Annotated in this window: 23 protein-coding genes; 15 read left to right on the forward strand and 8 right to left on the reverse strand. The window is 59.0% G+C overall.

From position 1 onward, the window contains the following. The first annotated feature begins 20 nt into the window (after positions 1–20). From trpE to trpC, 7 genes are all read left to right on the forward strand, one after another. Positions 21–1508 carry an anthranilate synthase component I gene (gene trpE / locus C7H08_RS08830; protein WP_106671358.1) on the forward strand — a complete coding sequence of 496 codons (1488 nt, stop codon included), beginning with the start codon at positions 21–23 and terminating at the stop codon, positions 1506–1508. 40 nt (positions 1509–1548) lie between these two features. Beyond that, positions 1549–2316, forward strand: coding sequence for a molybdate ABC transporter substrate-binding protein (modA, locus tag C7H08_RS08835; protein WP_106671359.1), 768 nt, complete (start codon positions 1549–1551; stop codon positions 2314–2316). Between the two features lie 39 nt (positions 2317–2355). Beyond that, entirely contained in the window at positions 2356–3042 is a 687-nt protein-coding gene (modB, locus tag C7H08_RS08840) for a molybdate ABC transporter permease subunit (RefSeq protein WP_106671360.1), read from the forward strand. Further along, positions 3039–4112, forward strand: a complete 1074-nt coding sequence (gene modC, locus C7H08_RS08845) for a molybdenum ABC transporter ATP-binding protein (RefSeq protein ID WP_106671361.1) — start codon at positions 3039–3041, stop codon at positions 4110–4112. Before modB ends, modC begins: the two co-directional genes overlap by 4 nt. A 185-nt stretch (positions 4113–4297) precedes the next feature. Next, positions 4298–4876 (forward strand): aminodeoxychorismate/anthranilate synthase component II, encoded by a 579-nt coding sequence (locus C7H08_RS08850; RefSeq protein ID WP_106671362.1) that lies wholly within the window; start codon positions 4298–4300, stop codon positions 4874–4876. A 14-nt stretch (positions 4877–4890) separates the two neighbouring features. Continuing rightward, positions 4891–5919 (forward strand): anthranilate phosphoribosyltransferase, encoded by a 1029-nt coding sequence (trpD, locus tag C7H08_RS08855; protein WP_106671363.1) that lies wholly within the window; start codon positions 4891–4893, stop codon positions 5917–5919. Positions 5920–6083: 164 nt separating this feature from the next. Then, complete coding sequence (gene trpC / locus C7H08_RS08860; RefSeq protein WP_106671364.1) at positions 6084–6905, forward strand: indole-3-glycerol phosphate synthase TrpC; 822 nt, start codon at positions 6084–6086, stop codon at positions 6903–6905. Positions 6906–6961: 56 nt separating this feature from the next. On the opposite strand, the gene C7H08_RS08865 is transcribed toward trpC, so the two are convergent. Next, a complete protein-coding gene (locus C7H08_RS08865) occupies positions 6962–7615 on the reverse strand; it encodes a DUF4202 domain-containing protein (RefSeq protein ID WP_227663164.1) in 654 nt (217 codons plus the stop codon). A gap of 77 nt (positions 7616–7692) precedes the next feature. On the opposite strand from C7H08_RS08865, the gene C7H08_RS08870 reads away from it, so the two are divergent. Next, positions 7693–8805, forward strand: a complete 1113-nt coding sequence (locus tag C7H08_RS08870) for a GGDEF domain-containing protein (RefSeq protein ID WP_106671366.1) — start codon at positions 7693–7695, stop codon at positions 8803–8805. A gap of 1 nt (position 8806) precedes the next feature. Here the strand turns inward: C7H08_RS08870 and C7H08_RS08875 are convergent, their stop codons facing one another. The 5 genes from C7H08_RS08875 to C7H08_RS08895 form a co-directional block, all read right to left on the reverse strand. Next, entirely contained in the window at positions 8807–9424 is a 618-nt protein-coding gene (locus C7H08_RS08875) for a glutathione S-transferase family protein (protein WP_106671367.1), read from the reverse strand. A 77-nt stretch (positions 9425–9501) separates the two neighbouring features. Next, complete coding sequence (locus tag C7H08_RS08880) at positions 9502–10239, reverse strand: alpha/beta fold hydrolase (protein ID WP_106671368.1); 738 nt, start codon at positions 10237–10239, stop codon at positions 9502–9504. A 1-nt stretch (position 10240) separates the two neighbouring features. Continuing rightward, complete coding sequence (locus C7H08_RS08885) at positions 10241–11341, reverse strand: M14 family zinc carboxypeptidase (RefSeq protein WP_106671369.1); 1101 nt, start codon at positions 11339–11341, stop codon at positions 10241–10243. Between the two features lie 88 nt (positions 11342–11429). Further along, entirely contained in the window at positions 11430–12407 is a 978-nt protein-coding gene (locus C7H08_RS08890) for an META domain-containing protein (protein ID WP_106671370.1), read from the reverse strand. Between the two features lie 84 nt (positions 12408–12491). Beyond that, the gene (locus tag C7H08_RS08895) at positions 12492–12686 is read right to left on the reverse strand and encodes a hypothetical protein (RefSeq protein ID WP_106671371.1); all 195 of its coding nucleotides are present in this window, start codon (positions 12684–12686) and stop codon (positions 12492–12494) included. Between the two features lie 109 nt (positions 12687–12795). Here C7H08_RS08895 and C7H08_RS08900 point away from each other — a divergent pair, with 109 nt between their 5' ends. The 4 genes from C7H08_RS08900 (at position 12796) to C7H08_RS08915 (ending at position 16497) form a co-directional block, all read left to right on the forward strand. Then, entirely contained in the window at positions 12796–13533 is a 738-nt protein-coding gene (locus C7H08_RS08900) for a glutathione S-transferase family protein (RefSeq protein WP_106671372.1), read from the forward strand. A gap of 109 nt (positions 13534–13642) precedes the next feature. After that, complete coding sequence (locus C7H08_RS08905; protein ID WP_106671373.1) at positions 13643–14617, forward strand: sterol desaturase family protein; 975 nt, start codon at positions 13643–13645, stop codon at positions 14615–14617. Then, positions 14583–15554 carry an alpha/beta hydrolase gene (locus C7H08_RS08910; protein ID WP_106671563.1) on the forward strand — a complete coding sequence of 324 codons (972 nt, stop codon included), beginning with the start codon at positions 14583–14585 and terminating at the stop codon, positions 15552–15554. The genes C7H08_RS08905 and C7H08_RS08910 overlap by 35 nt, the downstream gene beginning before the upstream one ends. Positions 15555–15615: 61 nt before the next feature. Next, a complete protein-coding gene (locus tag C7H08_RS08915) occupies positions 15616–16497 on the forward strand; it encodes an alpha/beta fold hydrolase (RefSeq protein ID WP_106671374.1) in 882 nt (293 codons plus the stop codon). A gap of 77 nt (positions 16498–16574) precedes the next feature. Here C7H08_RS08915 and crp read toward each other — a convergent pair whose 3' ends face one another. Continuing rightward, the gene (gene crp, locus C7H08_RS08920) at positions 16575–17216 is read right to left on the reverse strand and encodes a cAMP-activated global transcriptional regulator CRP (RefSeq protein WP_044389147.1); all 642 of its coding nucleotides are present in this window, start codon (positions 17214–17216) and stop codon (positions 16575–16577) included. A 282-nt stretch (positions 17217–17498) separates the two neighbouring features. On the opposite strand from crp, the gene C7H08_RS08925 reads away from it, so the two are divergent. From C7H08_RS08925 to C7H08_RS08935, 3 genes are all read left to right on the forward strand, one after another. Next, positions 17499–17921, forward strand: a complete 423-nt coding sequence (locus C7H08_RS08925; protein ID WP_106671375.1) for an OsmC family protein — start codon at positions 17499–17501, stop codon at positions 17919–17921. 234 nt (positions 17922–18155) lie between these two features. Continuing rightward, positions 18156–18947: an adenosylmethionine decarboxylase gene (gene speD, locus C7H08_RS08930; RefSeq protein ID WP_106671376.1), complete on the forward strand. Its 792-nt coding sequence runs from the start codon at positions 18156–18158 to the stop codon at positions 18945–18947. Positions 18948–19083: 136 nt separating this feature from the next. Continuing rightward, on the forward strand, positions 19084–19941 hold the full coding sequence (locus C7H08_RS08935; RefSeq protein ID WP_106671377.1) for a pirin family protein: 858 nt from the start codon (positions 19084–19086) through the stop codon (positions 19939–19941). 3 nt (positions 19942–19944) lie between these two features. On the opposite strand, the gene C7H08_RS08940 is transcribed toward C7H08_RS08935, so the two are convergent. Continuing rightward, positions 19945–20811: a phosphoribulokinase gene (locus tag C7H08_RS08940; RefSeq protein ID WP_106671378.1), complete on the reverse strand. Its 867-nt coding sequence runs from the start codon at positions 20809–20811 to the stop codon at positions 19945–19947.

The raw sequence follows: 20811 nt of genomic DNA on the forward strand, positions 1-20811 counted from the left end.
CGACTTCAGGAAACCGAGACATGACACCCGAGCAATTTTCCGGGCTCGCCCAGGCCGGCTACAATCGTATTCCCGTTTATCGGGAGGTGCTGGCAGACCTGGACACGCCCCTGAGCACCTACCTGAAACTGGCCAGCGGCCCGTACTCCTATCTGTTCGAGTCGGTTCAAGGTGGAGAGAAATGGGGTCGCTACTCCATCATCGGTTTGCCAAGTCAGGAAGTCCTGAAAGTCTTCGATCATCGCATTGAAGTGAGCCGCCATGGCGAGCTGGTGGAGCAGGCCGAGGTCGACGATCCGCTGGCCTTTGTCGACGAATACCAGCAGCGTTTCCACGCCCCGGATCTGCCCGAACTGCCCCGTTTCAACGGCGGCCTGGTCGGCTACTTCGGCTACGACACCGTGCGTTACATTGAAAAGCGCCTGCGCCAGAGCTGCCCGCCCGACAAGATTGGCACCCCGGACATCCTGCTGATGGTGTCGGACGAAATCGTGGTGTTCGACAACCTGCGCGGCAAGCTGCACCTGATTGTGCACGTCGACCCGGCCGTGGATGGAGCCTACCAACAGGCCCAGGCCCGCATCGACGAACTGGAAAGCCAGCTGCACCGGCAAACCACCAACGCCCCGCGCACCCCGGAACACCTGCGCGGCAAGGTGGTGGATGAAAGCGACTTTATTTCCGGCTTCAGCCAGGACAAATTCGAAGCCGCGGTCGACAAGATCAAAGGCTATGTGCTGGACGGCGACGTCATGCAGACCGTCATCTCCCAGCGCATGTCGATTCCCTTTGAAGCACCACCGCTGAATCTGTACCGGTCACTGCGGGTGCTGAACCCGTCGCCCTACATGTACTTCCTGGATCTGGAAGACTTCCACATTGTGGGCTCCTCGCCAGAAATCCTGGCCCGGGTCGAAGATGAGGAAGTCACTGTGCGGCCCATCGCCGGCACCCGCAAACGCGGCGCGACCGATGCCGAGGACAACGCCCTGGAGCGAGACCTGCTGGCCGACCCGAAAGAAATCGCCGAGCACCTGATGCTGATTGATCTGGGCCGTAACGACGCCGGTCGGGTCTCAGAAACCGGCACCGTCAAGCTTACCGACAAGATGATCGTCGAGCGCTATTCCCACGTGATGCACATCGTCTCCAACGTCACCGGCCGCCTGAAAGCCGGCACCAGTTGCCTGGACGTACTGCGCGCCACCCTGCCCGCCGGCACCCTGAGCGGCGCCCCGAAAATCCGGGCGATGGAAATCATCGACGAGCTGGAGCCGGTCAAACGCGGCGTGTACGGCGGCGCCGTCGGCTACCTGTCGTTCAACGGCAACATGGACACCGCCATTGCCATCCGCACCGCGGTGATCAAAGACAACACCCTGCACATCCAGGCCGGTGCGGGCGTAGTCGCAGACTCGGTGCCGCGGCTGGAATGGAAAGAAACCATGAACAAAGGCCGCGCCATTTTCAAAGCGGTGGCCATGACCTATAACGATTACGATCACTGAGGCCGCAGTCCGGCCGCGCACGCTCCTTCGGAGACCGAGCATGTCGTTACTTGCCAGATCCGGCCAACGGATCGCCTTGCTGATGCTGGTATTGTTCACCACACACCTGCACGCCAGCGGCCCCCTGCGCATCGCGGCAGCGTCTGATCTGCGTTATGCACTCGATGACATTGTGGATCTGTACCGCACAGCCAACCCAGACGCGGCCATTGAGGTGATCTACGGCTCCTCCGGCAAGATGACCACCCAGATCATCAACGGCGCGCCCTACGACCTTTTCTTTTCCGCCGACATTTCTTTCCCGGAAAGGCTCAAAGCCGAAGGCCTGACCAGTTCCGAGCCGGCGGTCTACGCCCTTGGCCGCATCGTGATCTGGAGCAACACGGTGAACGCCGTCGGCCTCACCCTGGAAGACCTGGCGTCAGACGCCGTCACCCGAATCGCCATCGCCCAACCGGCGCACGCGCCTTACGGCCTGCGTGCCAAAGAGGCCATGCAATCCGCCGGGGTGTGGCAGGCGGTGCAACGCAAACTGGTGTTTGGTGAGAACATTGCCCACACCGCCCAGATGGTCGAATCGGGCGCCGCTCAGGTGGGTATCATTGCGTTGTCTCTGGCCCGGTTTCCCGAGCTGGCAAAGCACGGGCACCACCTGATCGACAACGCCCTGCATAACCCGTTGACCCAGGGCTATGTGGTCACCAAACGCGGCGGCAATAAAGCCGAGGCCATGGCGTTTGCCGGGTTTATGGCTACCGGGCAGGCGCACAACATCATGACCCGCTACGGCTTTATCATGCCGGAGTAGGCAATGCCACCGTACCGTTTCTGGCAGTAAGGGAAGCCCATGTTCACACTCGGACCCGCCGAATGGCAGGCCATCGAGGTCACCTTCCGGTTGTGCCTGTACACCACCATCATCCTGCTGGTGCTGGCCATGCCCCTGGCCTGGTGGCTGGCCAAAGGTCGCTCCTATGCCCGGGTGGTGGTGCAGGCGGTGGTCGCCCTGCCCCTGGTGCTGCCACCAACCGTGCTCGGCTTTTACCTGTTGATGGCACTCGGGCCGCGAGGGGTTGTCGGCAAAACGCTCGAAGACCTGGGTTTCCATCATCTCGCCTTTTCCTTTGAAGGCATTCTGATCGCCTCGGTCATCTACTCCATGCCTTTTGCCGTGCAGCCATTGACGGAAGCCTTCAGCAACCTCGGCCGGCGCCCGGTCGAAGTGGCCAGCAGCCTCGGCGCCGGCGCTCTGGACCGGTTCCGCACGGTAATCTTGCCACTGACCCGCGGCGGCTTTGTGGTCGCCGCCACCCTGACCTTTGCCCACACCCTGGGCGAATTCGGCGTCATCCTGATGCTCGGTGGCAGCATCCCCGGCGAGACCAAGGTGCTGTCGGTGCTGATCTACGACCACGCCGAGGGCATGAATTACGCCGCCGCCCACAGCCTGTCACTGATGCTGCTGATCTTCGCCTTCATCACCCTGTTTGTGGTGTACAGCATCACCCGCCGCTTTCGGGTGGCCAGCGTATGAACCTTCAGGTTCAGGCCCGGCTGCGCTACGGCGAGGATTTTGAACTCAACGTTGACCACGAGTTGCCCCTTGAGGGCGTGACCGGGCTGTTTGGCCGCTCCGGTTGTGGCAAAACGTCCCTGCTGCGTCTGATTGCCGGCCTGGAACGGGCCAAAGGCGCCACTGTGCGGTTTGGCGACCAGTGCTGGCAGCAGGGCCGGGCCTTCGTGCCCCTGCACAAACGCCGGATCGGCCTGGTGTTTCAGGAGCACAGCCTGTTGCCGCACCTGTCGGTGCAGGACAACCTGCTTTACGGCTATAAACGGACGCCGGCAGCCCTGCGCCGTTTGCACCCACCCGAAGTGACCGCCATGCTCGGCATTGACGACCTGCTCAACCGACGCATCGATCAGCTCTCCGGGGGCCAGCGCCAGCGGGTGTCATTGGGCCGGGCACTACTGATCAGCCCGCAGTTGCTGCTGCTCGACGAGCCCATGGCGGCCCTCGACACTCAGACCAAACGCGAGATCATGCCGTTTCTGGGCCGCATGGCGGCGGAGTCGGGGGTACCGATCATTATGGTCAGCCACTCCCCGGATGAGATCCAACGCCTGGCAGACCGGATTGCATTCATGCAGAACGGCCGGATACAGTGCATTGAAACCCTGCACCAGTCCCTCGCCCGACCGGACTCACCGCTGTTTGAAGATGCCGGCGCCGTGTCGGTGCTGGAGGGCGCTCTGGGCGACACCGAAGAAGACGGAGTCCGGCCGTTTGGTCCGCCGGAGGCAAGATTGTGGGTGCCCAATGTCACGCAGGCGCCGGCGAAACCAAATCTTCGGCTGCGCATCCTGGCCCGGGACGTCAGTCTGTCGCTAGTCAATCCCCAGCAGATCAGCATCCAGAATCAACTGCTGGTAACCATCGAGCGCATCGATGCGCCCAGAGACAACCGCTGCGTGGTGGCCTGTCGCACCGAGGACGGCCAACTGGTGTTGGCCGAAATCACCGCACGGGCGGTGCGCCAGCTCGGCCTTGAAACCGGAACCCGGCTTTATGCACTGATCAAGTCGGTGGCTTTGCTGGAATGAGACGGCAATGCCACCTGGTCAGTTTTCACCCCGGCAACCCGTTATTGTACCGGGGCCGGCAGGCTGCAATAATCCTCATTCGGTTTACCGCACACTCCAGGCCACAACCACTGTGCATAATCTCGTGAGCAACACCGCCAGCGTGGCGATAAAATCCATTGATCAAACGGACGGTTAGAATCGCTATGCTGCTAATGATCGACAACTACGATTCCTTTACCTACAACGTCGTTCAGTATCTGGCCGAGCTGGGTGCCGATGTGCAGGTGTACCGGAACGACGACATCACCATCGAGCAGATCGAGGCCCTGAAGCCCGAGCGCCTGGTGGTGTCTCCGGGGCCCTGCACACCGAACGAAGCCGGCATCTCCATGGACGCCATCCGCCACTTTGCGGGCAAGCTGCCGATCCTCGGCATTTGTCTGGGCCACCAGGCCATCGGCCAGGTATTTGGCGGCGACATCATCCGGGCCGGGCGAGTCATGCACGGCAAGGTATCGGCGGTATACCACGAAGACACCGGCGTTTTCCGGGGCTTGAGCAATCCTGTCCAGGCCACCCGTTACCACAGTCTGGTGATCGACAAGAATACCCTGCCGGAGTGCCTCGAAGTCACTGCCTGGACCCGCAACGACGACGGCTCCATCGAAGAAATCATGGGCGTTCGCCACAAAACCCTGCCCATTGAAGGCGTGCAGTTCCACCCCGAGTCCATCATGACCGAGCAGGGCCACGAACTGCTGCGCAACTTCCTGAGATCATAACAAGAGGCCGAGCCATGGACATGAAACAAGCACTCAACCGCATCGCGTCCAACCTGGACCTGTCCCGGGAAGAGATGAAAGACGTCATGCGCATCGTGATGAACGGCGAAGCCACCGATGCCCAGATTGGCGCTTTTCTGATGGGCCTGCGCCTGAAAAGTGAAACCATTGACGAGATCACCGGCGCCACCGAAGTCATGCGCGAGCTGGCCACCGGCGTGACCGTTAACGCCGAGCCACTGGTAGATATCGTCGGCACCGGTGGCGACGGTGCCAATCTGTTCAACGTATCGTCGGCTGCCTCATTCGTGGTGGCGGCCGCCGGCGGGTTCGTCGCCAAACACGGCAACCGGGGCGTATCCTCCAAGAGCGGCAGCGCCGATCTGATCGAGAAAGCCGGCATCAATCTGAACATGAAGCCGGAAGAAGTGGCCCGCTGCGTAGAGCAGATCGGCGTCGGCTTCATGTTTGCGCCGGCCCACCATGGCGCCATGAAACACGCCATTGGCCCCCGCAAGGAACTGGGCTGTCGCACGATTTTCAATATACTCGGCCCGATGACCAACCCGGCCGGCGTGAAGCGTCAATTGATCGGTGTCTTCTCTCGCGAACTGTGCCGGCCGATGGCGGAAGTGCTGCAACGGCTCGGCGCCGAGCACATCATGGTGGTGCATTCCAAAGACGGCCTGGATGAAATCAGCCTGGCATCGTCTACCCACGTGGCGGAGCTGAAAAACGGCGAAATCACCGAGTACGATCTGACGCCGGAAGACCTTGGCATCAAAAGCCAGTCGCTGGTGGGCCTGTCAGTGGATGGTGCCGATGAATCCCTGAAGCTGATCAGGGCCGCGTTTGGCCGCCAGCACGACGAAACTACCGAGAAAGCCCGCGACATGATCGCCCTGAACGCAGGCGCCGCCATCTACATTGCCGGCCTGGCCAGAACGCCCAAAGAAGGGGTCGACATGGCGTTGGACGCCATGGGCTCTGGTCTGGCTGCCGGCAAGATGTCCGAGCTGGCTGATTTTTCACAGTGCTTTTAAGACCACACATTTAATCTCCCAGCCGGACGACCGGCTGCGGGAAGGCTTGCCAAAACACGCCCACAAGTACGTCCCTGTAGGGCTTGACTGTAGCCATCCATGGCTACAGACAGTTTTGGCAAGCCTTCCCGCAGTCGGTCTCGCATACATTATACGGGCCCGCTATGACTGAACGACATTTAGACAAGACGCCCACGATCCTGCGGAAAATCGTCGATCGCAAATGGCAAGAGATGGAAGAGCGTAAGCGGAAGGTTTCCATCGCAGACCTGAAAGCCATGGCCGGTGATCAAGCGCCGGCTCGCGGCTTTGCGCATGCACTTCGCTCGCGAATTGAAGCCAAAACGCCAGCGGTGATCGCCGAGATCAAAAAAGCCTCACCCAGCAAGGGCATTCTGCGGGATCCGTTTGAACCAGAACGCATTGCCGAAAGCTACGAGCAAGGCGGCGCGGCCTGCCTGTCGGTACTGACCGACAAGGACTTCTTCCAGGGCCACGAAGACTATCTGAAAGCCGCCCGTGCCGCCTGCAGCCTGCCGGTGATTCGCAAGGATTTCATGGTGGCGCCGTATCAGGTCTATGAAAGCCGTGCCATCGGCGCGGATTGCATCCTGTTGATCGCCGCCTGCCTGAGCAAAGACCAGATGCAGGAACTCGAAGGCATTGCCCACGACATCGGTCTGGATGTGTTGGTGGAAGTGCATGATGGCGAGGAAATGGACGATGCCCTCACCCTGAGCACCCAGCTGGTCGGCATCAACAATCGTAACCTGCATAACTTTGAAGTGTCGCTGGAGACCACCTTCGAGCTGCACCAACGCATTTCTGCCGACCGCCTGACCATCACCGAAAGCGGCATCATGACCAGAAATGACGTGGAAGCCATGACGGCCCGGGGTATCTACGGCTTTCTGGTCGGTGAATCCTTCATGCGAGCGCCAAAGCCCGGTGAAAAACTGAAAGAGCTTTTCTTCCCGGAAGACTAACTCAGAAGTCTAGACAGGACAGCGGGTACGGCCGTACCCGCTGTCCTGTGCACCGCTCAGGTCCCGGACTCTGACAAAGCTTCCTGCAAGAGCTCCAGCAGGTGCGCCGGCATCCCCTCCGCCAGCTTAAGCGCCGCCTCATGGCCACGGGGCGACATCTTGCCCCAGGTGCGGCGCACGATGGTCAGCCACTTCTCCCGCTCGTAATCCGGATTATCGCTGTAGAACCGGGCAAAATAACGCTCCAGAAACACCATGCAGGCGACATCTTCCAGCAACTGGGTATCCGGATCCTGACGCAGCTCGCGCTTGGTCAGGATGGTTTCTACCCGCTCGCACTCTTCTTGCGGATAACCGCACCGGGCCATGATTTCCGCCGCCCGCCGGCCGTGCATACGGCCGCAGGCCTGGCGCCACTGGTAATAGTTCTTGCGGCCTTCGGCATAGTCACCGCGCGGCATGGTCCAGCGCTCGATGTGCTGGGCCCGGCAGGCAATCTGCATACGCGCGGAGGCGGCCGGCTCCAACGCCAACAACCATCGCGTCATGTGCAGGCTGTAGGCATATTCCCTGGGTAACGCCTCGCCCTCCACCTGCTCCCGGTTAGGATCAGCAAGGTTGGCCTGATCAATCAATTCAAGGGCTTGTTCAAGTTTTTGCTGCTCGGTCATCATGCTGTCCTGGTTCCGCCCTATTAAGAGGTAAGCCATTTACCCTATAGATCCGGGCAAAACTTTAGTTGAGAATTGCAATATATTGATAGTCAAATCACTTAAGGAGACGGCCGATGCCCACATCCAGGCCCGCAGTTCCTGATAAGTGGCAACCCGCCTTTGAAGCCTACCGGGAGCGCATGGAATCGGCCCTTGCCTTCGCCGGCGCCTGGTTGTTGCTAGTGACGGTAGCCCTATACCACGTCTCCCACACCTATTTTCACCATCACGAGGTGGATCTTGGCCATCTTGAGCTGTGGTTGCGGCTGCCCGTCATCATCGCCGCGGCCCTGGCGCTGATCAACCACCACACCGGGTTCCCACGCTGGCCGGCACGCTATTTTCTGCGTTTGATGGGCCTGACCCTGAGTGTCCTGGCGCTGTCCCTGCTGTTCCTGTTCGCCAGATACGAACCGCTCATGGTTAGTGAGGTGTCCGATGCGATGACCGTTGCCTTTTTCGGAGCCACCGTACTGGGCCTGCGCAGCTTCCGGGAGTGGCTGTTGATTGCACTCCTGCCGATCACCCTGTTTGCTCTGGCGGCCATCATCGCCGACCTGCCGGCGTTGGTGCTGGTCGCGGTATTCATCGGGCCGGCACTGATCATGTTTGTGACTTGCACGCTGATGATGTTTGTTCGCAACATTGCCATTCACGGGTTCCTCTCCCGCGAACAACTGAACGAGATGGCCACGACCGACACCCTCACCGGACTGCTTAACCGCCGGGCATTTATGGAACTGATCCGACAGGAACAAGCGCGGGCGCAACGGGCCGGCGAACCCTTCAGCGTTATACTGGCCGATCTGGACAAATTCAAGCGGGTAAACGACACCTGGGGCCATGAGGCCGGCGACGATGTGCTGAAAGAAACCTCGGCCCGGCTCCGCAAAACCCTGCGCCAACAGGACGCCCTGTGCCGCTGGGGCGGGGAAGAGTTTCTGATGCTGCTGCCTGGCACAGACAGCCATGGCGCCATGATCGTGGCGGAAAAGTGCCGGGAAGGCCTCCAGATCAGCCCGATGGACATGCACGGTACAGCGCACACCCAGACAGCCAGTTTCGGCGTCGCAACCTGCACGCCTGACGAAGCGATAGACCATCTGATCGGTCGGGCCGATGCCGCCTTATATCAGGCCAAGGAAAACGGCCGGAACCGGTGTGAATTGGCCAGTCCCGGCGCCTGAATCAGGCCTGTGCGGACGGCCTGGCCTTGATCCGTTCAAACCAGGCCTGCAGGTTGGCCTGCTCCGGCTTGATGCGGATGTTGACCACCCGGGCGAAAGCCAGTGTGGTGAAGGCGTTGATGTCAGCAGCGGTAAAGCAGTCGCAGCAGATGTAGTCCTTGCCTTCCAAGTGTTTGTCCAGAAAGTGCATGAATTTTTCCACGGTCTGACCACACTCTTCGCCCCATGCCTTGATCGGATTCATTCGGTCCTTGAAGTAGCCGGTGGTGTGCTGGAAGCACATACCCGTGGGCATGAAGAAATAGAACTCCAGCCAGCGCAGCCACTGCTCGACCAGCGCCTTGTCTATCGGCGTATCACCCAGCAATGTCGGGGTGTCCGGATAGGCTTCCTCGAAATAGCGACAGATGGCCATGGTTTCGGCAATGCAGGTACCGTCATCCAGCTCCATCACCGGCACTTTTTTCATGGGATTGCGGGCGACAAATTCCGGGCTGAGATTTTCGCCCTTTTCAATGTCGATCTGCACAAATTCGGCTTTATCGAGCAGGCCTTTTTCTGCCATGAACATGCGGACACGGCGAGGATTGGGGGCGGATCGGGTTTCGAAGATTTTCATCTTGTTATTGTCTCCATAGAACAAACAGTCTTGAACCGATGAGAGTGACGGCAAAAAAAGGTTGCGTCAAGCAACTGCTAGCGGCCTGGTAACCAGTTCCTTATCTGGCGGATGAGCCACTCGGGCTCATCCATCGGCAGGTCATGACCAGCGTCCGGGTGCAACTTGAGGGTCCAGCACCAGCGCCGTTCCAGCTCGGCACTACACAGCCAATGCACAATGCGGTCACCTTTACTGGCCAGCAGCAACGCGTCGGCCATGGGCGCTTTCGGCTGAGGCTTGTAACGGCTCGCCGCCAGTAACTGATTCAACGCATTTCGATAAGTCACCGGACGCTGGCGCTGAATGCTGTACCAAGCCTTACATAAGCCTAACGGTAGCTCCCGGTTAGAGGTCAACCGGAGAATGTCCCGTTCGCGGTGGAACAGCTCACGTCGGGCCAACAAACGCAGAATCCGGGGCCAGGCAGCAGGTTGCATTCGGCGCCAGAACGGGCTGAAACCAAAGCTGGAATTGATCAGCACCAGGTGTTGCAGCTCTCCGTGCTCAGCATGCTGGGCCCAGTCCATGGCCACCATGCCGCCCATGGACAGCGCCAACACCGAAAACGGACGGGGAATGTGGCGAATTTGCTCAACGACTTTTTGCCGGATACCAGCGATGGTGTTCGGGCTGTCATCACAGTAATGAATACCAGTACCGGGCAGATCGACCAGATGGAACTGATCCTGCGGAAACGCAGCCCTCAGCTGATCCGGAAACCGGCCCCAGTGTGCGTGTTCGCGGGTCAGTCCCCTGAGCAGTATCCAGTGCATATCATCGAGTATCCCTGTACCAATGCATGATAGCGGCTTCTCTGAGCATGGACTCCTGCTCGCCGGAGGGCAACCAGTTCTGGTGACTGGCGGCGGCACTAACCAGGAAATCCATCCAGCTCAGATGACTGCGCAATACCCGCTGATGACGGTGCGGCGCCAATGGATTGAAGAAGCCGTCCAGGCGCAACAACTGGCGCGGGCGCTTGCGTATCCAGCGCCAGGAGCCCATCTCCAGGGTCAGGGGCAGAAACACGCCCCGGTTATCCCGGTTGACCTGTTTATAGAAGTAGTCCCACAAGTCACCGTGGGTCAGATAATGGGCAGACTGAGGTTCGAAGCGGTAATTGTGATTCGGGTAGGCCTGTTCCCAGATCAGCTTCAGCGCCATTACCGAATCGATTCGTCGCATGGGCCGGCGACGGTAAGCGTAGGGAAACCAGATTTGATCCTGCCAACCGAAGCCGGAATGGCAATCCAGTGCCACGCTGAACGGACGGCCTGGCAACAACTGCTGAATGACCGATTCCAAAGCCAGATTCTCCGGCTCCATGCCCTGCTCCGGATCACCGGTGTACCAGGGCAATCTGGGTGACAGGCGCTGGCCACCGAGCATGAAGGCGCTGCGATCCTGGGCGGTGATCGGCGCGTTGCGCATCAGGTCAACGCCATTCGGATTGCTGCGCTGGTTCAGATACATGCCACCCGGGTTAAGAATCGGCAGCAGGGTGATGTGGACTTTCTCGAGCAGGTCAGCCAGATGACCATCCCAGCCAAGCCGGGCCACGACCGAGGCCAGCCACGCCATCACCACCTGACTGCCGATGCGCTCCAGACCATGCACTCCGCCCACCACCAGCACCACTGGCACATCGCTGCGCTCGGTACCGATGTCGACCCGATAGATGGGCAAGGTCATGCCTCTGACCGACACACGTCCGGCAATGCTGGTGCTGACAAAATCCGGCGCTTCGGCCAACTGGCGTTCCAGTTGAACCAGTTCCGGCAGGAAGGTTCGGAGCAGGCGTTTCTGCTGGCGATCCCGGCCGGTCTGCTCCGCCGGAATCACGCTGTGGGAAGTCAAGGTCCGTAATTCGGTCACGCTGGGTACTCTGATGGCTCAACCCGAGACCATACTCGCCGAATGCTGCAGCAAAGTGACAACGGCCGCGCGCGACCGGGGTCACCAACTACCGGCTTTCGGAGTCAGACTGAAAAGCGGTGATGGTCTCATCGGAAGCCGTGCGCAACAGTAACTCACCGCGACGGCCGATCCGGCCATCAACAACCTCTGACATCAGATCAAGGAACCTTTGTTCCTGATTCATCAGTGCCGGCGCGCACGCCATCCTGGTGGTGGCCTGTTCACCAAAGGACAGAACCTCACCGGTCAACTGATAGCTGCCAGTGTAGCGATTACAGGACGCCCGGCCCGCCACCCGGCCACCCTCCAGGAATTCCACGGTTATTCGGGAGCGATCAATTATTCCGGTCCCGGCCAGATCTTCAACCACCCACTCTGCGCCCCGGAACAGCCGCTCCCGGTCGCCACCGCAACCGGTGAAAGTATCGTTATCGAGGGTCAGCCGAACCTGAGCAGGGTACTGAGCCCCCGCCATCGGGTCTTCACAAAGCTGATGGGCAATACGAAACTCCAGTGACTGGCCGTTAAACTGAGCCTCGTACACCCGGCCATGCCGGTTGGCCAGGGTTTCGGTCAGCACAATGTTGTCGAACACCTGCTGGTCGTAGGGGCGGCTCAGGGTCATCTGATGCTGTTCAATCCGCACCGACCAGAAAGGTTCGGTACCGATGGCGCGAAACGACGTTTCAATAGCGCCGGGCTCCAGGCACTCGGGAAAGGTTTGCCCGCCCAGGGTCAACGTGCCCCGCTCACCTTTACTCCAGAACCGGGTGTCAGGGTCACCGGGCGCGACATACAGCGCTCCGGAGGCGGCCACTGCGGGCTTCAGCAACACTCTGCGATTGAGGTATTCGAGACCCACCAGATCGCTGTCTTCAGAGCCGGTTACCCGGACCTCCAGTTGACCACAGCGATAACTCCCGAATTCGGAGAAGTCTTCGTTCTGCGGGTTGGAGGCGCAAGCCGCCAGAACAAAGCCGGCAGTGGCCACGACGGACAACGGCATTACTCGTCGCATAAACATGAACACATCCTCTGTTGTTCGAAACTACAGGTGTCTAGTTTAGAGATTCCGTAACCGATACACCATGTCTGTCATTACGGAGGCTCAAACTGACGGCACCGTGTTAATCTTTATGCCCTCGACGGTTGCAAGCACTAACCGACCATCAATACTCTGTACCTGTCGCTGGCTACCCGCCAGTTCAAGCCACTTTCCGGTTTTCTTTTTCTCAGACAGAGAACAGCCCCAGAGTGACCCCGTGACCAGCACCATCGCAATGATATTCTTTGCCAGATTCATATAACCCCCTGAAAATAGTAGACAACCTGCACAGTCTACGCCTCACACGTTGGGAATTCGGTGACATACGGGTTAATCTTGCGTCATTCAGAAATCGGGAGCGCCGCCCATGGCCATCAAGCTTTATCAGTTCTGCATTTCCCACTACTGCGAGAAAGTTCGCTGGGCACTCGATTACAAAGGCATCAAGTACGAGACGGTCAACCTGCTACCGGGTCAGCACGTCAAGACCATCAAGAAATTGACCGGGGCAGAGTCCTCGGTGCCCGTGCTGGTTCATGACGGCCAGATCATTCAGGGCTCAGCGCAGATTCTCGACTATCTGGAGCAGACCTTCCCCGAACCCTCTCTGATCCCGGAAGATCCGGCGCTGCAGCAGCAGGTTGTGGACTGGGAGAAAAAGCTGGATGAACTGGCAGGGCCCGCCATTCGCACCTGGGTCTATCATTACTTTCTGCAGCGGCCCAAGGTGGTAATCCCGATGTTGGCGGCGGGCACGCCATTCTATAACCGCTTCATACTCAGCCTGGCGTTCAGCCGGGTCGATGAGATCATGCGCAAGTGGATGAAGATCAATCAGAAAACAGCCGATAGTGCGCAGCAGACCCTGGAAACACTGATTATCGAACTGGCCGATATCTACAGCCAGCAACCGTACCTGGTAGGCGACCGTTTCAGCCGGGCCGACCTGACCGCCGGCGCGCTTCTGGCGCCCCTGTCCCAGCCACCCCAATACCCGGTGCCCTGGCCAAAACCAGCAAAAATCCCCAAGCCAGTGCAAGCCTGGCTGAAGGACTGGCAGCCCAAACTGGGACCGATCATCCGGATTTATCAGCAACACCGCTGACCCAACGCGCCTGGCGGAAACCGCCAGTATCGCTGACGCAATAGGACAGCGCGTTCAGCCTCGGCTATGACATGATACCCCTTGAACAATAACAACCGTGGGTTCATTTATGGTGCTGATTGACATGATGCGGGCAGTGCTCGAAGACAGCGGCTTGCTGGCTCTCTGGCAAACTCTGGCGCCCTGGCTGGCACTGGATGAGCGGCAGCTGATCTTTGTGGTCGCCACTCCGATTTTCATTGGTGTGACTGCCTGGGAATACCTGAAAATCCGTCATGATCCAACGCTGATGGATACCGGCGAAGCCATTCGCAACTTTGCCCTGGGCGCGGGCTATCAGACCACCGAATTGCTGTTCGCCGGCATCATCGCCTTCCCGGTGTATGCGCTGTGCTACCACTATCGCCTGTTTGATCTGGAGCTGAACTGGCTGACGGGCTTGCTTACTTTGGTGGGGGTCGACTTCTGTTTCTACTGGATGCACCGGGCCAGCCATCGTATGCGCTGGTTCTGGGCCGCCCATGTGGTGCATCATTCCTCAGAGCGAATGAATTTTTCCACCGCCATGCGCCAGAATGCTACTAACATTTTCAACGGCATATGGGTGTTCTATCTGCCACTGGCATTGCTCGGCTTCAATCCGGTGTGGATTGGCGTCGCTTACGCCTGTTCACTGGTCTATCAGTTTTTCATTCACACCACCCTGGTGCGCCGCCTGCCGGCCGCCGTTGAAGCAGTGTTCAATACCCCCAGCCACCACCGGGTACACCATGGCCGCAATCCCGGCTACATTGATCGTAATTACGGCGGCACGCTGATCCTTTGGGACCGGCTGTTCGGCACCTTTGTCGACGAAGATGCCAAGGACCCGCCCGAATACGGCATTACCCGCCCGGTGGCCTCAAACAACCTGATTGTGCTCTGGACCCACGAATACGTGGACCTGTTCCGCGACATGCGCCAGCCCGGAGGACTATTGTCACGTCTCAGACACTTATGGAAACCGCCGGAGTGGCAACGCCCGGCCGCAAAGGAATCGGGCCCGGACCATGCACACACAGACTCTGCAACTGAACAGCTCTGACCATCACCAGATCACCGCAACAGTGTTTGCACCGGATCAGGCGTCGAGATGCTGCCTGGTCATCAGCCATGGCATGGCTGAGCACGGCAACCGTTATGCCACGCTGGCGAACTGGCTGACCGGGCAGGGCATTACCGTGATCACCTATCACCATCGGGGCCATGGCCCGGACAGCGCCCATCCGGGCCACTACGCCGATGATCAGGGCTGGCAAAGCGTGGTGAACGACCTGCACCGGGTGATCAGCCAGGCCAAAACCCTCTGCCCCGGTCAGCCGGTAGCCCTGCTCGGCCACAGCATGGGCTCGTTCATCGCCCAGAGTTATGCCCAACAACACGGCGAGCAGATCGACACACTGATTCTCAGCGCCACCAATCGCATCCACCACAGCCAGCTTCGGCTATCGTTGTGGCTGGTCAGCCTGATCAAAGCCCTGCGCGGCAAACGCCACCCCAGCAAAGCGATTGCCAAGCTGACCTTCGGCAAGTTCAACCGCCCGTTTCAACCGGCCAGAACCCACTGCGACTGGCTCAGCCGCGATTCGCAGCAGGTTGACCGGTATCTGGCCGATCCCGATTGCGGATTCCATTGCAGTGTCGGGCTCTGGCAGGACTTCATTCGCGGCATGCTCTCCATCAATCCCCGGCAGTGGCGCACTGACCTGCCCGTGCATCTGTTCGCCGGAACCGACGACCCGGTTGGTGAGATGGGAAGAGGAATTCGCCAACATTTCCAGGCCATTCGAGAAGCTGGCGTGCAAAGAGTGACGCTCAGGCTGTTTGATGGCGGCCGCCATGAAATGCTCAACGAAACCAACGCTGACGCTGTTTGGCAGCATTTGCTGCAATGCCTGCCCGGCGATAGCCAAGTACAGAACCCGGCTGAGCATCCACAGGCTGACTTCACCGGCAGGGTTTCTGGCCTGTTTGGCCGCTGAGCTTGTTGCCCGATACCGCTAACCTGACCGGACTTCATCAGCCCAAAAGGTCGTAATCAGCGTGAGTATTGTACGTGAGCACTGGGTCACCAGCGGTGACCTGATTCTTTATGCCAGAACCGAAGGAAATCCGGAGGCAACCCCTCTGGTGCTGGTCCACGGCTATCCAGACAATCACACCGTCTGGGATAAGGTGACCGAACAGCTCAAGCAAGACTATCTGGTGGTACGCTACGATGTCCGTGGCGCTGGCCGCTCCGACAAGCCCTCGAAAACCAGTGCCTACCGGATGAAACTGTTGGCCGGGGACCTGAAGTCGGTGGTCGACACAGTAATACCCGATCGCCCGTTTCACCTTGTCGCCCACGACTGGGGCGCCATCCAGAGCTGGGAAACCGTCACCACCGGGGCCCTGGAGGGCCGCATACGTTCCTACACGGCGATCTCGGGCCCGTGCCTGGACCACGTCAGTTACTGGCTCCGGAGCCAGATCACGGCGCTTCGTTCCGGCGGCACCGCCAAGGTGCTGAAGCAATTGGCCAGCTCATGGTATGCGTTCTTGTTTCAGCTTCCTGTGCTTCCGGAATCCCTCTGGAAACTGGGCCTGGACCGCCTGTGGCCGGACTATCTGAGAAATCACGAACAGCTTGCCGAGGCGCAGTTCAGTCCCTTCCAGAAAGCGGACGGGCAATACGGCGTCAAACTGTACCGGGCCAACTTTCTTCCCAAGCTGCTGTGGCCGGAGCCGCGCCGGGCCGGCTGCCCGGTGCAGGTGATCATTCCTACCGGGGATGCCTATGTGGGTCGCCAGCTTACCGAACAGCTGGTGCGGTGGACCGGAAAACTGACCCTGCAGGAACTCAATACCACACACTGGGCACCGGTGACTGAGCCGGCGGCGATCTCCAGGTCGGTGCGGGAATTTGTTAACGCCCACCACTGATGGCAACGGCGCTGCCGCAACGCAAAAAGGCCGCTGGAATGCAGCGGCCTTTCAGACAGACTCAAACAGGTTTCCGGTCAGCGGGTACCGTAAACCACCATGGTTTTCCCTTTGACCCGCACCAGGCCCTGATCCTCCAGGGTTTTCAGCACACGACCAACCATCTCCCGGGAACAGCCCACAATACGGCCGATTTCCTGGCGGGTAATCTTGATCTGCATGCCGTCCGGATGGGTCATCGCGTCCGGCTCTTTGCACAGATCCAGCAGGGTACGGGCAACCCGGCCGGTGACATCCAGAAACGCCAGATCGCCGACCTTACGGGTGGTCTGGCGCAGGCGAGAGGCCATCTGCTCCCCGATAAAATACAGAACCCGGGGGTCCTGCTGGGCAATTTCCCGGAACTTGGTGTAACTGATCTCCGCCACTTCGCATTCGGTTTTGGCTTTAACCCAGGCACTGCGTGAATCCATGTTGTCGAACAGGCCCATTTCACCGAAAAAGTCACCGGCGTTCAAATACGCCATGATCATCTCGCGGCCATCATCGTCTTCGATAATAACGGTGACGGAACCCTTGACGATGTAAAACAGGGAGTCACTTTTGTCACCGGCGTAAATAATTGTGCTTTTGGCGGGATAGCGCCGACGGTGACACTGGGAGAGAAAGTAATCCAAATGCTTGGTCTTCTGCTCAACCGGCTTGATGATGGTAGCCATAATGCGAGATGTGCCTCCTGAGAGTCTGACGATTCCTGATTTTTTTCTTCCCCGCATTTCCCTGCAGGTTTCATGCTTTTTATATATATGGGCAACAACTTATAACAAGAAGGTCACAATTGGGCAACTCGAAAGCAGATACAACTTGTATCCAATGACAATACCTCTTTGGTCGCAAAGGCTCGGCTGCCGCCATCGGAAGACTGTGCTAGCATCCGCCCTGTTGACAACAAGGCGAGCTTGAATCGCCTACCAACCCACCACCATCTCTGGGAGAACCCGATGAAAGCAACCGTAGACTGGACCGGCAACGCCAGCTTCAAAGCCACCAGTGGCAGTGGCCACAGTGTGCAACTGGATGGTCCGCCAGATCACGGTGGCGAAAACCTGGGGCCACGTCCCATGGAAATGCTGTTGATGGGGGTGGGTGGCTGCTCCGCCTTTGACGTCATGAGTATTCTGAAGAAAAGCCGGCAGGAGGTGACCGCCTGCCACACCGAACTGGAGGCCGAACGGGCCGACGCGGTGCCGGCCGTGTTCACAAAGATTCATCTGCATTTCGTGGTGACCGGCCACAACCTCAAAGACAAGCAGGTGGAGCGCGCAGTCAGCCTGTCTGCGGACAAATACTGCTCCGCCTCTATCATGCTGGGTAAGGCCGGCGTCGAGATTACTCACAGCCATGAAATCCGGGCAGCCGGGTAACGGCTCTGCCGTCACGGGCCTTGCCGGCCTGGAACGGAGTCACCCGTTAGCAAAAATGTCATTGCAGATACTATTCATTGACACACACGGTATGCATAATACGCAACTTTCTCCGCCGGCCTGCGCAAAAGCTGAACAATCCGTTTGCCTGGTCAGTAGTCGGTGGCGGCCTCGGCAGGGTGACGATAAATATACCCTGTTGTCATTCATCTCCATTATCCGGAGGGGCTGAGCATGGAGAACAAACTCCAGCTGCACGGTTTCAACAACCTGACCAAATCCCTGAGCTTCAACATCTACGACATCTGTTATGCGCAGACCGAAGAGCAACGCGAAGCCTATATTGATTACATCGATGAGATGTACAACGCCGAACGCCTGACCCAGATCCTGACCGATGTGGTCAAGATCATCGGCGCCAACATCCTCAACATCGCCCGCCAGGACTATGAGCCCCATGGCGCTTCTGTGACCATGCTGATTGCCGAGCATGATGTCACCGACGGCGAAGCCGATAACGAGGAATCCCCGGGCCCGCTGCCAGACACCATAGTGGCGCATCTGGACAAGAGCCATGTGACGGTTCACACCTATCCGGAAAGCCACCCGCACGACGGCGTGAGCACTTTCCGGGCCGATATCGACGTGTCCACCTGCGGCCTGATTTCACCACTGAAGGTGTTGAACTACCTGATCCACAGCTTCGATTCAGACGTGGTCACGGTTGACTACCGCGTGCGCGGTTTCACCCGCGATGTCGACGGCACCAAGCACTACATTGATCACGACATCAACTCGATCCAGAACTACCTGACTGAAGACACCCAGAACGCCTATCAGATGATCGACGTTAACGTGTATCAGGAAAATATGTTCCATACCAAGATGATGCTAAAGAACTTCGACCTGGACAACTACGTGTTCGGCGTAAATGCCAGCGATCTGGACCCGGCCGAAGCCCAGTCCATTGAAGACCGGTTACGCCGGGAGATGCTGGAGATCTTCTATTCCCGCAACGTGGAATAACCTGCCCCGAGCGGCGGCCAGAACCGGCCGCCGCCGGTCCTTCAGTTTTTTTGATGTGCCCCTCCAGAATTCTGCGTTTTCATCCTCCGCCTGAGCCCGGTTTAATAGAGCTTATTGCAACCTTGAGGAGGACGATATGGCGCTCCGCTCCCTGAAACAGATCATTCCCGCACTGGACACCTCAGACGGTGCCGGTGTGCGCATCAAACGCTCGCTGGGCCAACGCCAGACCATCCGCATGGACCCGTTCCTGATGCTGGACGAGTTCGGCTCAGACCAGCCACAGGATTATATTGCCGGCTTCCCCGACCACCCGCACCGGGGTTTCGAGACGGTCACCTACATGATCGAAGGCCACATGCTGCATGAGGATCATCTGGGTAATCGTGGCAACCTGCGCAACGGCGGCGTGCAGTGGATGACCGCCGGCCGGGGCATTATCCATTCCGAGATGCCCCAACAGGAATCTGGCGTCATGCGCGGTTTCCAGCTCTGGCTGAACCTGCCCGCCGCCGAAAAAATGAAGCCGGCCGGCTACCAGGACATCCAGCCGGAAGACATCCCGGTGTTCAACCAGGCCGGGGCGTCAGTAAAGCTGATTGCCGGAGCCTTGACCGTCAGCGGTGTCGAGATTACCGGCGCGGTCACCGGTGGCAGCACCCAGCCCATTTACGCTGATATTCATCTGGAGCCCCATGCGCAGGTGTCGCTGCCGGTCGCCGCACAGCTCAACGCCATGTTATATCTGTACGAAGGCAGCGCCCGCCTGGTGACGGGCGATGAGCGCATAGCGCTGACCAAGTCCGCCGCCAACGTGTTGGGCAATGGCGATGAGATGCTGGTAGCGGCAGATGACGCCGGCGCCAGGATGCTGCTGATTGCCGGGCGAGCCATTGGCGAGCCAGTAGTGCAATACGGGCCGTTCGTGATGAACACCCGGGAAGAAATTGAACAGGCCCTGCGCGATTACCAGAACGGCCGGCTGACCGCCTGAGCCTCAGGCAAATGCTTTACCCGCCATCAGCTTCTGCACCAGTGGCCGGAGGATCAGGTCCATGGCCAGAGCCATTTTCGGGCCCGGAATCACCAGGGTGTCGTGGCGGGAAAGGGTACTCTGGGGAATCACTTGCAGCAGCCAGGCAAAATCGACATCGGTGGAATCCCGGAAGTGAATTACGACCATGCTTTCATCTTCCGTGGGCACCTCCCTGGCAATGAAGGGGTTCGAGGTATCTACCAGAGGAATGCGCTGGAAGTTGATGTGGGTATGGGCAAACTGAGGCACGATGTCGTGCACATAGTCATCCATGCGGTTGATGATGGTCTGCACCACCGCTTCCTGACTGTAGCCACGCCGATTGGTGTCCCGGTGAATTTTCTGAATCCACTCCAGATTGACGATCGGCACCACGCCGATCAATAGATCCACATACTGGGCGATGTTGACGTTTTCACTAACCACGCCCCCGTGCAATCCTTCGTAAAACAGCACATCGGTATCCGACGGCAACGGTCCCCAGGGCGTGAAGGTGCCCGGTTTATGCCCGGCTCCGACCAGCGCCCGGTCTTCGTCGTGGACGTACTCCCGATAGCGTCCGTTGCCGGTATGGGAATAGTCATACAACAAGGCCTCCAGGCGGTCGATGTGGTTGGCCGCCAGAGCAAAGTGGTTGCGTTCGCCGAACTGGCCCTTGGCCGCCAGCCGCGCCATCTGTTCACGGGTGTAACGATGAAAACTGTCGCCACTGACCATCGCGGCATGGATATCTTCACCCGCAAACAGTTTCCTGAAAATCTGGCCAGTAGTAGTGGTGCCCGCGCCGGATGAGCCGGTAACCGCAATGATCGGATGGCGTTTGGACAT

The sequence above is a fragment of the Marinobacter halophilus genome (assembly GCF_003007685.1).
GTDB lineage: Bacteria > Pseudomonadota > Gammaproteobacteria > Pseudomonadales > Oleiphilaceae > Marinobacter > Marinobacter halophilus.